The 13,042-nt window shown below is 70.9% G+C and carries 19 protein-coding genes; 4 read left to right on the top strand and 15 right to left on the bottom strand.

What is annotated here, in order from left to right; all coding sequences use genetic code 11:
* The first annotated feature begins 111 nt into the window (after positions 1–111).
* Positions 112–837, top strand: coding sequence for a PIG-L deacetylase family protein (locus Q5762_RS33835; RefSeq protein WP_315896130.1), 726 nt, complete (start codon positions 112–114; stop codon positions 835–837).
* A 197-nt stretch (positions 838–1,034) separates the two neighbouring features.
* Here the strand turns inward: Q5762_RS33835 and Q5762_RS33840 are convergent, their stop codons facing one another.
* Together Q5762_RS33840 and Q5762_RS33845 are read right to left on the bottom strand one after the other, a co-directional pair.
* The gene (locus Q5762_RS33840; RefSeq protein ID WP_315896131.1) at positions 1,035–1,781 is read right to left on the bottom strand and encodes a twin-arginine translocation signal domain-containing protein; all 747 of its coding nucleotides are present in this window, start codon (positions 1,779–1,781) and stop codon (positions 1,035–1,037) included.
* 150 nt (positions 1,782–1,931) lie between these two features.
* The gene (locus Q5762_RS33845) at positions 1,932–2,504 is read right to left on the bottom strand and encodes a hypothetical protein (protein ID WP_315896132.1); all 573 of its coding nucleotides are present in this window, start codon (positions 2,502–2,504) and stop codon (positions 1,932–1,934) included.
* A gap of 101 nt (positions 2,505–2,605) precedes the next feature.
* On the opposite strand from Q5762_RS33845, the gene Q5762_RS33850 reads away from it, so the two are divergent.
* Positions 2,606–2,908, top strand: coding sequence for a hypothetical protein (locus Q5762_RS33850; protein ID WP_315896133.1), 303 nt, complete (start codon positions 2,606–2,608; stop codon positions 2,906–2,908).
* A 29-nt stretch (positions 2,909–2,937) separates the two neighbouring features.
* Here Q5762_RS33850 and Q5762_RS33855 read toward each other — a convergent pair whose 3' ends face one another.
* The 10 genes from Q5762_RS33855 to Q5762_RS33900 form a co-directional block, all read right to left on the bottom strand.
* Complete coding sequence (locus tag Q5762_RS33855; RefSeq protein ID WP_315896134.1) at positions 2,938–3,870, bottom strand: protein-glutamine glutaminase family protein; 933 nt, start codon at positions 3,868–3,870, stop codon at positions 2,938–2,940.
* Between the two features lie 325 nt (positions 3,871–4,195).
* Complete coding sequence (locus Q5762_RS33860; protein WP_315896135.1) at positions 4,196–4,426, bottom strand: hypothetical protein; 231 nt, start codon at positions 4,424–4,426, stop codon at positions 4,196–4,198.
* A 608-nt stretch (positions 4,427–5,034) separates the two neighbouring features.
* On the bottom strand, positions 5,035–5,535 hold the full coding sequence (locus Q5762_RS33865; RefSeq protein ID WP_315896136.1) for a serine/threonine-protein kinase: 501 nt from the start codon (positions 5,533–5,535) through the stop codon (positions 5,035–5,037).
* A gap of 50 nt (positions 5,536–5,585) precedes the next feature.
* Complete coding sequence (locus tag Q5762_RS33870; RefSeq protein WP_315896137.1) at positions 5,586–6,218, bottom strand: LysE family transporter; 633 nt, start codon at positions 6,216–6,218, stop codon at positions 5,586–5,588.
* Positions 6,215–6,553, bottom strand: a complete 339-nt coding sequence (locus Q5762_RS33875; RefSeq protein WP_315896138.1) for a DUF2087 domain-containing protein — start codon at positions 6,551–6,553, stop codon at positions 6,215–6,217. Before Q5762_RS33875 ends, Q5762_RS33870 begins: the two co-directional genes overlap by 4 nt.
* A 60-nt stretch (positions 6,554–6,613) precedes the next feature.
* Entirely contained in the window at positions 6,614–6,892 is a 279-nt protein-coding gene (locus Q5762_RS33880) for a hypothetical protein (protein WP_315896139.1), read from the bottom strand.
* 216 nt (positions 6,893–7,108) lie between these two features.
* Complete coding sequence (locus tag Q5762_RS33885; RefSeq protein ID WP_315896140.1) at positions 7,109–7,399, bottom strand: DUF6087 family protein; 291 nt, start codon at positions 7,397–7,399, stop codon at positions 7,109–7,111.
* The gene (locus Q5762_RS33890) at positions 7,360–8,535 is read right to left on the bottom strand and encodes a methyltransferase domain-containing protein (RefSeq protein ID WP_315896141.1); all 1,176 of its coding nucleotides are present in this window, start codon (positions 8,533–8,535) and stop codon (positions 7,360–7,362) included. The genes Q5762_RS33885 and Q5762_RS33890 overlap by 40 nt, the downstream gene beginning before the upstream one ends.
* 245 nt (positions 8,536–8,780) lie before the next feature.
* Positions 8,781–8,990 (bottom strand): hypothetical protein, encoded by a 210-nt coding sequence (locus Q5762_RS33895; RefSeq protein ID WP_315896142.1) that lies wholly within the window; start codon positions 8,988–8,990, stop codon positions 8,781–8,783.
* Complete coding sequence (locus Q5762_RS33900) at positions 8,987–9,151, bottom strand: hypothetical protein (protein ID WP_315896143.1); 165 nt, start codon at positions 9,149–9,151, stop codon at positions 8,987–8,989. Before Q5762_RS33900 ends, Q5762_RS33895 begins: the two co-directional genes overlap by 4 nt.
* Before the next feature lie 241 nt (positions 9,152–9,392).
* On the opposite strand from Q5762_RS33900, the gene Q5762_RS33905 reads away from it, so the two are divergent.
* A complete protein-coding gene (locus tag Q5762_RS33905) occupies positions 9,393–10,658 on the top strand; it encodes a helix-turn-helix transcriptional regulator (RefSeq protein WP_315896144.1) in 1,266 nt (421 codons plus the stop codon).
* On the opposite strand, the gene cutA is transcribed toward Q5762_RS33905, so the two are convergent.
* Positions 10,655–10,972, bottom strand: a complete 318-nt coding sequence (gene cutA / locus Q5762_RS33910) for a divalent-cation tolerance protein CutA (protein ID WP_315896145.1) — start codon at positions 10,970–10,972, stop codon at positions 10,655–10,657. The genes Q5762_RS33905 and cutA overlap by 4 nt on opposite strands.
* A 237-nt stretch (positions 10,973–11,209) precedes the next feature.
* Here cutA and Q5762_RS33915 point away from each other — a divergent pair, with 237 nt between their 5' ends.
* Positions 11,210–12,151 carry a hypothetical protein gene (locus tag Q5762_RS33915; RefSeq protein WP_315896146.1) on the top strand — a complete coding sequence of 314 codons (942 nt, stop codon included), beginning with the start codon at positions 11,210–11,212 and terminating at the stop codon, positions 12,149–12,151.
* On the opposite strand, the gene Q5762_RS33920 is transcribed toward Q5762_RS33915, so the two are convergent.
* Complete coding sequence (locus tag Q5762_RS33920; RefSeq protein ID WP_315896147.1) at positions 12,138–12,815, bottom strand: maleylpyruvate isomerase family mycothiol-dependent enzyme; 678 nt, start codon at positions 12,813–12,815, stop codon at positions 12,138–12,140. The genes Q5762_RS33915 and Q5762_RS33920 overlap by 14 nt on opposite strands.
* Positions 12,815–13,042 (bottom strand): adenosylhomocysteinase (locus tag Q5762_RS33925; RefSeq protein ID WP_315896148.1); only part of this gene is annotated, 228 nt, incomplete at its 5' end. The genes Q5762_RS33920 and Q5762_RS33925, both read right to left, overlap by 1 nt.

A 13,042-nucleotide genomic window follows, 5' to 3' on the forward strand; every position in this document is an offset into this window, starting at 1 on the left:
CACTCGCTGATTTGAACCTACCAACTTTTTGAATGGCGCGTAAGTGCCATGTCCAGTTCACGCCACGGCATGGCCTTGCGACGCCCCCGCCCCCACCAACACGCTGACCCCATGGAGGACTTCAACCGCACACCCCCCGAGTCCCTGCTGGTGGTGGCCGCGCACCCGGACGACATCGAGTTCTGCGTCAGCGGCACGGTCATGCGGTGGATCGAGCGCGGCACCCGCGTCACGTACTGCATCGTCACGGACGGCGACGCGGGCGGTTACGACGAACGGCTGCCGCGCCAGGCGATGGCGGACCTGCGCCGCGCCGAACAGGTCCACTCCGCCAAGCTCAGCGGCGTCGCGGACGTCCGCTTCCTCGGCTACCCCGACAGCTTCGTGGAGCCGAGCGCGGAACTCCGCCGCGACCTGTGCCGGGTCATCCGCCAGGTGCGCCCGCAGCGCGTGATCATCCCCTCCCCGGAGATCAACTGGGCCCGCGCGGCCGACCTCCACCCCGACCACCGCGCGGTCGGCGACGCCGGCCTCCGCGCGATCTACCCGGAGGCCCGCAACCCCTTCGCCCACCCCTCCCTGCTGAAGGAGGAGGGCCTGGAGCCGTGGACCGTCCACGAACTGTGGCTGATGACGGGCCCGACGCCCAACCAGTACGTCGACGTCACCACGGTCTTCGACCGCAAGGTGGAAGCCCTCCGCATCCACACCTCCCAGACGGCCCACTTCGACGACCTGGCAGGCCTCCTCCGCACCTGGCTGACCGAACACGCCACAACCGGCGGCCTCCCCCCGGGCCGCATGGCGGAGGCCTTCCAGATCGTCCACATCGACTGAGGCGGTAAGGCGTCCTGATCTCGGCGGCCGACACGGTCCCGTCCCGGTCGGTGTCGTAGCGCTGGTCGGTGGCCTGGAGGCGGGCGAGCAGTTCCGTGGTCCACATGGCCGGGTGGCTCTGCCAATCACGCTTCTCGACCCCGACCCCAACACGCCGCTCCCACGCCGACCACACCCGTTCGCGCGAAAGGCCGCCCTCAGCCGGGGAGCACCGACCACTGGCCGCTCACCCCGAGGACGACCCGCATCGAGAAGGTGTCGACGAAGGGGACCTCGATCTCGTTCGTGATCTCCTCGATGTCCAGGATCTCGCCGCGGGTGAAGGTGCCGGCGGTGATCCAGTACTGGGGATGCGGGGTGAACACCGGGTTCGCGCCGGGCTCGGCCTGCGCCGCGAAGACCGGGCCGGACGCCATGCCGATGCCGACCGAGGCGGTGTCGTCCGGCACGTCGGCATGGACCTCGATGCCGAGCGAGCCCGGCTGAGGGCTTCCTCCGGAGGCGGGGGGCACGAACTCGTACACTCCGTTGTCGAAGTCGAACCCGATCCGGTTCTGGGACTCGTTCTCCGGGTCGGCGGCGACCTGCTGCCAGGGCTGGAACGTGCCGCCGGGTGCGAGCGGGCCGGTCACCGCCCAGGCGAAGCTGTAGTCCAGGGACCATGTGAAGGTCGTGGAGTTGCGCGGCCAGAGCGGCGCGACCATCCAGGCCAACGGGAACGCGCCGGGGAGGCCGAGGTTCACCGGCTTCTGGTAGAGGCAGAAGCTCTGGTACTGGGGCGAGTCGTTGGTGACCTTGAGGGTGTACGACGTCGCCGCCGCGGCCGGTCGCGCGCCGGCGACGGACGGCACGGCGAGGGCGCCCGCGCACGCGGCACCGGTGGCGGCGGCAGCGGCGAGGAACCGCCGCCGGGAGAGTACGGAATCCTGGTCGTGGGCCGGCACGCCTGCCTCCTCTGATGGTCGTGCCCATCAGCCTTGCCGCCGGACTCTCGCGACGCCGCGTGAGCGACGCCTCGGTGCGCCGGACGGTCGCCCTTCTTCACCCGCCCGTGGATCGCCGCGGGGCGCCGAGCGGCGTACCGAGCGGCCGGGCTATTCCCAGGTCACGAGCGTCTTGTCGCCGAGGACCCAGTTCACGGACTCCGGGGCGCCGCCGCCGGAGTCGGCGAGGTATATCTCGCAGCCCTCCACGCTGCCACCCTTGGGCAGCTTGTCGAAGCCGGTGCTGCCCTGGCACTTGTCGAAGGTGTTGACGTCGAAGGGATCGTCGAGGTCGCCCGTCGCGTCGATCGAGGGCAGGACGCTGAGCCGGGTCAACGACCCCTCTCCGTCCCGGACTTCGAAGTCGGCCGACCAGTCGGCCGCCGCACCGTCGTCGGTCTTGGTGAAGCGGTAGCGCAGGTAGTACGGCGTACGGCCTTCGTACGTGGACGCGTCCTTCAACTGGTCGAGGTCGGCGGACGTGCCCGCCTCCAGACCGAGGACGGTGACATCGACCGAATACCCCTTCTCCACCTCGACGTTGGCCGTCTTCCCGAAACCCACCTCCTCAACGGAGGAGCAGCCGGCCAGCGCGAGCGCGCCGCAGACGGCAAGGGCCGTGGCGGTGGCGGTGTGACGTACGGACCAGCGGTGCATCGCGTTCCCCCGAAGCTTTGTGACCACTTTCGACCAGGTGAAGGATAGCGTCACTATCCTTCACCGCCAGCGGTTTCCGGCCATCCGTCGACCGGGCCCCGAGGCCGGGCCGGGCCTACGATCGGAACATGGCTGCCGCGCTCTCCCTCTGGTCACGGGACTCCGTGCTCTCCATCGGGTCCGTGGGATCCGTGCTGTCGATCGGGTCCGTCGGATCCGTGCTCTCCGTCGGCTCCGTCGGGTCCGCCGCGTCCGTGGCCTCCGTTGGCTCCTGGCTGAGCGCCGGGTCGCTGCTGTCGGCGCAGTCGTGCTGGTCGGTCATGTCCTGGCGCTCCCGGTGCGGCGTGATGACCGCCGGAGCCGTCGCCACGGCCGCGGTCGCAGTCACGGTCGCGCTCAGCGCCCACTCCAGGCGGACGCTCAGGGTGTGAGGCGTGGGGCCCGTGCATGGCGGCCGGGGTCAGGACGGCGGCGTGTACTCCACGGCGCTCGCCATGTCCGGCCGGTTGTCCTGACCCGGCTTTCCGAGGAAGCCCCAGGCGGTTGCGTGGACGTTCGTGTCCAGGTCCACCTGGACACGCGCGGCCCACTCGCTCAGGGTCAGCGGACCCCCGCGGTCGAAGATCGGGTCGATGACCAGGATTCCGCCGGCGGTCGTCACCGAGGCCGCGACGTGGTGGTTCCACTGGTGGTCCGCGTGCAGCCGGCCCCCCGACGGCGTTGCCCACCGCTTCGAGAGATGGTGGGCGGCGATAGCCGGCGACGCCTCGGCGATGGCCAGGCAGATCGCGTGGGCCCGGTCCTCGCAGCCGTCCTCGCCCACCTCGCCGCTGCTGCTGCCGAAGGCGGACGCAAGGCCGGGCCACAGGGCCTGGAGGGTCTGCGCGGTCGGCGGCCCCTCGGTCGGGAAGTCCTGTGCGAGATAGCCGAGCTGTGCGTTGAGTTTCGTCAGATACTTGGCCCTCGCCGGGCTCGCCGGCTTCGCGCTGACGAGCCTGATGGCCTCGTGCACGGTGTCCACCGACCGCAAGGTCCCCAGGTTCCGAAGCAGGGTGAGTATCTCCAGCTTGTCTTCGGCAGTCCTCTTGATGTGCTCGGGGGCGCCTCTCTCGTCCATCTGCTCCAGCAGTCCGGTCACCCGGTTCTGTTCGGCGGCGATCTGATCCATGACCTCCTCCGAGAACTGATCCTCCGCCTCCTCCTCTTCGGAGGAGTAGTCGGCGTCCTCGGACGAGGCGCTCTCCATTTCCTCGTCCGAGGAGGACTCGGCTTCCCGCATGTGCTTCGCCGCCCCCTGCTCCTCCGGCGACCCGGATCGCCTGCGCTTGCCCGGCGCCGCCTCCATGCGCTGGATCACCGCCGTGACCGCCGCGTTCCCCACGCTGCGCTGCATCGCCAGCAGGTCCGAGGGGTGAGCGGGATGAAGGGGACCCGACCGCGTGCTCGGGGCTGCCTCCGCCCGGTCCCGGTCCCGGTCACGGTCACGGGTCGGCGAGGGAGCCGCTCCCTGCCGCTGTGTCCCGTCACGAGCCGACCGACGCATCGACCACTCCTCATCTCTGCCGCTTGGCGTGGGCCCACGCATCATCGCGGCCTTTGACCGGCTCTGTCGCAGTCCACAAGGGCAGACCTACGGGCAATCCGCCCTTCCCGGACCTTCCCGGCCGCCCCGTACCGGAGGTGAAGCCGTGCCGGAAACGCCCGTGGCGTGGTGGGCGTCAGGTCCGGCGGCAGAGGTCGACAGCCCCCTCCCTGCCCATGGCGATGGTCCGGCCGTCGCCAGCCGTGACCAGCGTCTTTCCGTCCCTCCTGAACGCGACGGCTCGGGCGCCGAGGGAGAAGCCCGTGAAGCCGGTACGTTTGCGCGTGGCGACGTCCCACTGTTCGAGATCCTCGGCGGGAAGCCCGTACAGCTTCGTACCGTCGGGGCTGAAGGCCAGCCCCGCCATCCATGATGCCCATCGCGGTCGTGGCCAGGCCCACGGCGCCCCAGCTCAGAAGCTTGCGGCGGCTCGGTCCGAGGGCGGGTGCGTCGGGAGTCGACGTCGGAGACGGCGGAGGCGGCGGAGGCGGAGGCGGAGGCGCCGGAGGCGGCGGCGCCGGAGCGGGCGCGGGGGCGGGCGCGGACCCAGCCGATGCAGTCGGGGCGCTCGCCAGAGCCGCGCGCGGGTCGTCGGGAGCCGAGTCGGCCGCCGCGCCCGCGTCCGGCGCCGCCCCCCGCTCCGACACCACCGTCGGCACGTACCCCGCCGACAGCGCCCGCAGCCTCTCCGCCACCGTTCCCGCGTCCGGGCGGTCCGACGCCGGCTTGGAGATCAGGGAGGCGAGGAGCTCCGCGAGCGGGCCCGCGTGACGGGGGTCCGGGAAGGGCTGGGTGAGGACGGCGACGATCAGGGCCGTCAGCGACGGGCCGCCGAACGGCGGCCGGCCCTCCACCGTCGCGTACAGCGTCGCGCCCAGCGCCCACATGTCCGCCGGCGGCCCCACCGGCTTGCCCTCGCTGTTCGGGCGGCATGAACTGCGGGGTCCCGATGACCGTGTTCGTACGCGTCAACTGCTACGTCGAGTCCAGGACCCGGGCGATCCCGAAGTCCGTGATGACCGGCCGGTCCCCGGCCAGCAGCACGTTGTCCGGCTTGAGGTCCCGGTGCACGATCCCGGCCGCGTGGGCGTGCCCGAGAGCGTCCACCAGCGTGGCCGCGATCGCCACCGTACGCTCCCACGACAGGCAACCCTCACGGGCCGGCAGCGCGCCCAGCGAGGGCCCGGCGACGAACTCCATCACGATCCACGGCGCGCCCTCGTACTCCGTCACGTCGTGCACCGTCACGATCCCCGGATGCCGCAGCCGCGCCGCGGTCCGCGCCTCCCGCTGCGTGCGGGCGATCAACTCGGCGCGCAGTTCCGGCGGTACAGCCTCGAAGAGCACCTCCTTGACCGCCACCTCGCGGTCGAGCACCTCGTCATGGGCGCGCCACACGCGCCCCATGCCCCCGCGCCCGACCGCCTCGACCAGTCGGTAGCGCCCGCCGACCAGCTGTCCCGCGACCCCCGGCATGCCAACTCCCCCGTACGGAAAGGATATCGGCGGTCCTTCCAGGGATCCGGTCAGCTCACGAGGTGCACCGCCAGTCCCGCGATCAGCGCGCTCGACACCAGCGCCGTCCCGAGCCGCCCGCGCGGACCCGTCAGGCCACGACCGAGAAGCGCGCCGCCGGAGGCGAGGAAGAGCTGCCAACTGGCGGAGGCGGCCAGGGCCGCCAGGACGAAGGCCGTACGGTCCACGGGCGTCGCCGGACCCGCGGGGCCGGTCGCGAGGATCAGGGCCGCGAAGTAGATCACGGTCATGGGGTTCAGGATCGTGATGCCGAGGAACGTGACGTACGCCCGGAGCGGGCTGAGAGGGCGCTCGGTGGCGCCGCCGTCGCGGGTCGCCTGGGACCTCGCCCGGTACTCCCGTACCGCCGACCGGGCCGCGCGGGCCGCGAGCCCCACCAGGACCACCGCCGAGACCCACCGCAGCGGGGTCATCACCGGGGCGAGCGGCGGTACGAGGGCGGAGCCGCCGAGGACGGCCACCAGGGCGTACACCCCGTCCGCCGTCGCGACCCCGAGGGCCGCGCCAACTCCCGTACGCCAGCCGGTGCGCGCCGTGACCGCCACCAGATAGGCGCCGACCGCGCCGACCGGGATCGCGATGCCGTAGCCGGCCAGCAGACCGGCCACCACCGCGCCGCTCACGCGACGGACGGGATCGCGCCTCCGGGGGAGCCGGGCTGCTGCTTCTGGGCCGGCTTGAGGGCGCGGCGATAGGCGGCGCCGTCCTTCGTACGGGAGAGTTCGCCGCCGGTCACGAGGTAGCGGCGCAGGGCCGGGAAGTCCTCGTGGACGGTGAGCAGCGCGTCGTTGACCTCACGCTCGCTGTAGGAGCGGGCCGGCTCGAAGAGGGTCTCGGCCAGGTACGCGAGGAGCTGCGCGCGGCGGGGCGCCCGGCGCGGGATCGCCTTCAGGCGCCCCTCGGCGGAGAACAGGTCGGCGACGGAGGCTGCCACGGAAGGGGAGGAGTGGGAGGTCATGCACTGAAGGGTGACGCCCGGCCTCCCGGCCCGGCAACGCATTTTCCGTGGCGCCGCGCCTTACCTCAGGATGACGTTCACCGCGTCCTGGAACGTCGGGATCGGCGTCGGCATCCCGCTCGACTGGAGGATCGGCATCGCCTTCTCCGTGAAGGCCACGAACGACTCCTGCGACTCCCAGAAGTCCACCACCCGCCAGCCGCCGCTGCCGTCCGGGCCCGCCGCGTGGGCGATGAAGCCCTCGGCCGGCCACCACGGCGCCGCTGTGACCTGGGCACTGGACTGCTCGTACATCTCCTGTGTGGCGCCCGGAAACTCGACGATGACGATGACCGCCATGCTGGTGCTCCAGTTCCTTGTGGGGGTGAGGGGAGTACTCCTCAGTCGAGCAGCACCCCACCCACCCCGCATCGCGGCCGGGACCGAACGAGCTACCGACCGCGCGCACCGGTAGACCTCACCGGTAGATCAGCAGCTCCTGCTCCGTCGCGCCCGTCAGCTCGTAGCGCGTCCCCACCAGCGGGCGGCCCGAGTAGAGCCGTACGCGCCGGAAGGTCAGGACTGGTGCAGAAATGCGGCCGCCTCGGCCGCGTTCTCGGCGACACCGACCGGGACCCACCCACCAGTATCGCCGCGTTCGAGCAGGAGACGCGGCGCGTCGGGGGCCAGGTGGGCGGCGTTCGAGCCGGCGGCAAGGGGCACGACCCGTCGTGCCCCAGTGATCTGACGGTCCGAGGCCTGCCGCCGGTTACGACGTGCGGCCCACTCCTCCAACGGCTCCTCGGCCATGACGCCCGCCTCCTCGATCACCACCCGGGCAGGACGTTCCCGGGGCTGTCCAACCATGGTGCAGCACCCTCCGGCGTGACAGTGAGACCAAAGCGTTCGAGACCAGGACACCCCTGGCTCCCCCACCATCCGCACACGGCCTCCACCGCGTCCCACAGGCGGCGTGGACCTCGCTGGTAGACCTTCCCGGGCCCATGCTCGTCGGGCCAGGTGACGGCCGCCCAAGACCGGTCCGTCATCGAGTACAGCCAGACGGCCGGCGCCCCGTCGGGGTTGCTGTCGGCGGCGTGCGCGACATGGGGCACCGCATGGCTGAGGACGAACGCGGCATCTGCAAGCCGGTCGGGACGTACATGCGTGCTCGACGGCTTGGGCCAGTCGGTCACGTACTCCTCCGCGTCCGGCCATCGGAGGCGGTGGGCACGGGCCTTCATGAACTCGACCGGGGCCACGAACGGGCCGGACGCGGTTCCGTCCGGGTGGACGGTGAGGCGGACGACGGTGTCGCGGTTGCTGTAGTGGGTGCCGTACGGGACGACGATCACCCCGCCCGCCCGTACCTGGCGGAGCCAGGCGGCCGGGACCGCACGGACGCCGAAGGTGCAGAGGAATCGGTCGTACGGACCGCCCTCCGCATGTCCGGCGAGGGCATCCGCCGTGACCGCGCCGACGTGAAGCCCGTGGCCCTGCAGACGGGCGCGTGCCGCGTTTGAGACGGCCTGATCGACGTCGCAGGTCGTCACCTGACGGGCCCCGCACCGGTGAGCGAGGAGACCGGCGGTCTCCCCGGTGCCGGTGCCGGCGTCGAACACCGTCATGCCGGCCTCGGCGTCGAGTGCGCCGAGCATCTGGTACACCACACCGGGCTGAGACGAGGACGAGGTGGGGACGGTGCCCGGCTTCAGTCCCTGGTGCCGACCGTCGTCCCACTGGGTGACGATCGACACGTCCGAGTCGGCATGCCCGTACCAGGCGGCGGGGTCTGTGCGCCGGTCTACGGCAGCAGAGCAGGCGGCGCCCGCGCCGCCGGGCTGCTCGTCCGGGAGGAACGGCCACATCACGTCGGGCAGGAACCAGGCCCGGTCGACGGCCGAGAACGTGGGAACCCAGTCTGATCGCAGGGCTCCCGATGCGATGAGGCAACGCCCCAGCTCAGTTCGGCTGGGGCGCTCCTGGTGTGCTGCCGGTGTCACGGGCTACCGGTGCTTCCCGCCGCCGGACGGCGTGCTCGTGTCCGGGTTGGACGGGGGCGGCGGGGGCGGGGTGGAGATCGGCGCGGACCCGCCGCTGTGGCTGCCGCCCCCTCCGTTCCCGCTTCCGCTGCTTCCGCTGCCGCTGCTTTTCGACATGGCGTGTCCCTTCGGTTGGTTGTGCTGCATCTGCCGGGCGGTCGCCTGGGCAGAGGTGGTGGAGCGGGCCGTCCTCGAGGATGGCGGGGTCACGGCACGAACTGGACGTTGTCCGCCGCGGTGGTCCACTCGACCCCGGACTCGGAGCGGATTAAGGCAACCCTCACGACGTGGCCACCCTTGGTCTCCTCGTGGACGACAGCCGTAAGTTCGCCCTCGCATCGACTCGCGATGTCCCGCACGGTCTTGTGCAGCCATGGGTGATCGTCCTCGTGGAAGGAGGATCCCGCGCCGCTCACGGGGCGGCCTCCTCGGCCTGGCCGTCGTCCACGCAGCGCTCCAAGAACTTCTCCAGCCCGGACTGCGCACGGGCTACGAGGCCGGGGCTCGGCGCGCCGTACGGCGGAGGCATGTCGTCGTCGACCGTGGCCGGCGCACGGCACGGGAGGGACTCGGGCATCGGCTTCTCCTCGGTGGTGGCAGGGCAGGGGGGCCGCGCAGTGCGGCAGACGGGGCGCGTGCGGTCCGCTGCTTCGGGAATGCTGCCCGGAGGTCCTTCAGCATCCGGACGGCGTGTGACCAGTCAACGGGTCCCCGCGTTTGGGCAGATGGGCCAGAGGACATGGCCATTCCGGCGACATGGCCAGGACGTATGGCCAGGCTGGCCATACAAAGCTGCGTGCGGTCCGGTGGAGGCGATGATGAACACGAGCGAGGGCCAAATGGAAACGATCGGTCCACTTTTACGACGGCTGCGCATGGCGACAGGCAGGACGCAGGAAGAAGTGGCGGCTGCCCTGTCCGCTCGCCGGGGATACCCGCTGGAACAGGCGACCGTGTCGAGGTGGGAGAACGAGGAGCGGCTCCCGGACCCGGAGTCGCGTCGGCTGCTTTCCGCCGAGTTCGGGGTGCCAGAGGAAACGCTGAGACGAGCGGTCGTCCTTGCCCGGCGACTGCGCCGCCAGCAACAGAACACCCGTCAAAGCGATCGGGATGTGGATCGCCGCTCCTTCATCTCCGCGTCGGCGAGCGTCGGCATCGCCGTTGTTCAACCTTCCCTCCTGCTGGCATCGGGCCGCAGACTGGGGGCTGATGCGCCACGGCAGTTGAGTGAACGTACCGCCCGTTTGCGCCGTTTGGATGACTTCGTCGGCGGAGGCGATACCTACCGCCTGTACGTGCAAGAGCTGGCTGCCACGACCAGGCTCGCCGGCGAAGGCGTCTACACCGAGCACACGGGGCGGGCTCTTCGCGGCATCATCGCCGAACAGGCTCAGCTTGCAGGATGGGCCGCGTACGACGCCGGGCTTCTGGAGGACGCCCGGCGCCACTACATGACTGCTCTGGCAGCCTCCAAAGCGGCGGGGGACCCGGCACTTGAAGGTAACTCCCTCGCCTTTCTCGCCTATCTGGAGTGGACCGTAGGCGGCGACTCCGGTGTCGCATACGCCACCACCGGCTTCCAAGCGATCGACGCCGGGACGGCGCCTGCCGTACGCGCACTGCTGGCAGACCGGCTCGCTTGGCAGCACGCCACTTCAGGGAATGCCCACGAGGCGGACTACACACTCAAGGTTGCCGAAGAAGCGATCAACGAGCCCTCGGACCTCCCGACACCGGACTGGGCCTACTGGGTCGACCACGACGAAATCGCGATCATGACCGGTCGTTGCTGGGCGGAGCTTCGTCGGCCTCTGCGCGCCATCCCCGCGCTCGACGACGCACTCAGCAGGTACGACGACACCAGGGCCCGAGACAAGGCGCTCTATCTGTCGTGGCTGGCGTCGGCCTACATGGACGCGGGTGAGATCGAGCACGCCGCGGCGATCACGTCCCGAGTCCTCGACCTCTCCATGGGTCTGGCATCCACCCGCCCGGCAGGACGAGCCCGGATGTTGTTGAAACGTCTGGAGCCGTACCGGGGCCTCGCTCCCGTGAAGGCGCTGCTGGAAGGTGCGGAGAACTAGCGGGTGGCCCGCGCGATCCAGTCCAGATACTCCGCGCGGCCCTCCTCGATCCGAAGAGCGACTACCTCCGGTGAGTCATAGGGGTGCTGAGCGACCAAGTGCTCCGCCAACGCCGCGCTCCGGTCCGCTGCCGTGCGAAACGTCACCTGCCACTCGGTGCTGTCGCAGACCTCTCCGAGATGGCGATACGTCGTCTCGATGGGACCAGTCACCTGCCCCGAGGCCGCCAGGCTGGCCTCCACCGCCGAACGTGAGAGCTTCCGCGCTGCGTCCTGGGAATCCACCGTCGTCACCACGATCAAGAAGTCAGCCATGGTGGCAACGTAGCCGGACGACGGTCTCCACCGCACCGTCCCGGTCGACAACACCGTGTAGGTGGCCCGGCAGTGGAACCGGTGCCGCCCCATGCGGAAGGGTCACTCGTACGGGCGGTTCTTCACGCTGCGTGTCGGTGTTGGCATATTCCGTGCGATACGTTCACGCAAAACGGCCCCCGCGATGGTTCGCAGCCATGCGCGAGGGCCTGAACCACTAGTGGAAAGCCGTCCACCGTGATCTACCGGAACTTTATCGCGCCCTCGCGCGCCTTCTCCCAGTTCGCCCACGAGCTCATCCGGCATCCGCGCCTCAGCTCCGACGCCGTACGCCTGCTCACCTGGCAACTCTCCCTCCCACAAGGCGCGAAGGAGTCCCTCTCCCGTACCGCCGAACGTGCCCGGATCGGGTCATGTGCCTTCACCCGCGCCAAGCGGGAGCTCATGGCCGAGGGCTTTGTCCACGAACGGCGGGTGCAGGGGGCCGGCGGGCTCTGGGAGACCCAACAGCTCATCTCCAGCACGCCGTTGAGCCCCGGCGAGGCCGCCAAGATCCTGGCCGGGACGCCCGTACGGACCAGCACGGTGCGGACCAGCACCGTACGAGCGTCGTCGCAGGTCGCACCGGGGCACGGGATTCCGGCCGCCGGTGAACCAGAGGCCCCGTCGACCGGCGGTCATCCAAAGAAACATCCTGAAGGAGACACCTCCAACCTTCCGTCCGCCGCCGCTGAGCCCGACGGGCCCGACGCGCCCGACAGGGCCGTAGACGAGCACCTCGACGAGGCCCAGGCTCTCGTCGGTGCGCTTCCGCTCCTCTCTCCCGTCCTGCGGCACATCCCGCCTGTCATGCACCAGGAGTTGAAGCTCCTTGCCACCCGCTGGCTGGCCGCTGGGCACAGCTCCGCCGACGTGCACGAACACATCCTGCGCGGTCTGCCCGGTACCGGTACGCCCGTACACCGGCCCGGTGGGCTGGTGCGGTATCTGCTCCGTGAGGTTGTGCCCAGGACTCCCGTACCCACCCCCGCGTCCACGCCGCCCCGGCCTCAGTTGTCGGCGCGGCTCGTCGGCACACGGGAGTGCACGGGCGCACACGATCAGGCGACGCTGTTCCGGCCTGTCGCGGACGAGTCGTTGTGCGCCTCGTGCACCCACTCCCAACTCAGCGGTAGATGAGGAGTTCCTGCTCCGTCGCGCCCGTCAGCTCGTAGCGCGTCCCCACCAGCGGGCGGCCCGAGTAGAGCCGTACGAGCGTCGCCGCGTCACCCCGGTAGCGGGCCGGGGCCCGGCCCTCTACCGGACCCCCCAGGGCTAGCGGCTCAGGGCGGTCCGGCACCACGGCCACCAGCGCCGGGGTGTCCCGGCGGCGGCTCGTGACGGAGAGGAGCGGCAGGGCGAGGTCGAGGGAGGCCCCGCCGTACGCACCGGGCTCGCCGAACGCCTCCCGTACGTCACCGGCGTGGACCCACTCCCCCAGGGCGACGGCGTCCAGCGTGCCGTCCTCCGTCGCCGCGATCACCGGCCCGGCCTCCGAGAAGCCGCGCTCCAGCTCGTCGAGGACCCTGCCCAGCTTCCACGGCTCCCGCTCGGCGACGTCGGCCGCGTTGGCTTCCGGGAGGAAGACGCCCTCCTCAAGGCGGCCCTCGACGATCCGGACGAGGGCCGCCGCGCAGTGCGCGAGCACCTGCCGGGCGGTCCACCCCGGGCAGGCGGTACGCAGCTCGAACCGCGCCTCGGGCGTCCGCCGCAGCAGCGGCATCAGCGCGTCCCGCTCGGTCCGAAGGAGCCGGTCCGGAAGCCACGGGTCGCGCACGCACACCACTTCGTCGGCCGCGTACATCAGTAGCGGTAGTGGTCGGGCTTGTACGGACCGTCGACGGGCACGCCGATGTACGAGGCCTGCTCGGGGCGGAGTTCGGTCAGCTTGACGCCGAGGGCGTCGAGGTGGAGGCGGGCGACCTTCTCGTCCAGGTGCTTGGGGAGGACGTAGACGTCGGTCGGGTACTGCTCCGGCTTGGTGAAGAGCTCGATCTGGGCCAGGGTCTGGTCCGCGAACGAGTTCGACAT

The sequence above is a fragment of the Streptomyces sp. P9(2023) genome (genome assembly GCF_032436795.1).
Classification (GTDB): Bacteria; Actinomycetota; Actinomycetes; order Streptomycetales; family Streptomycetaceae; genus Streptomyces.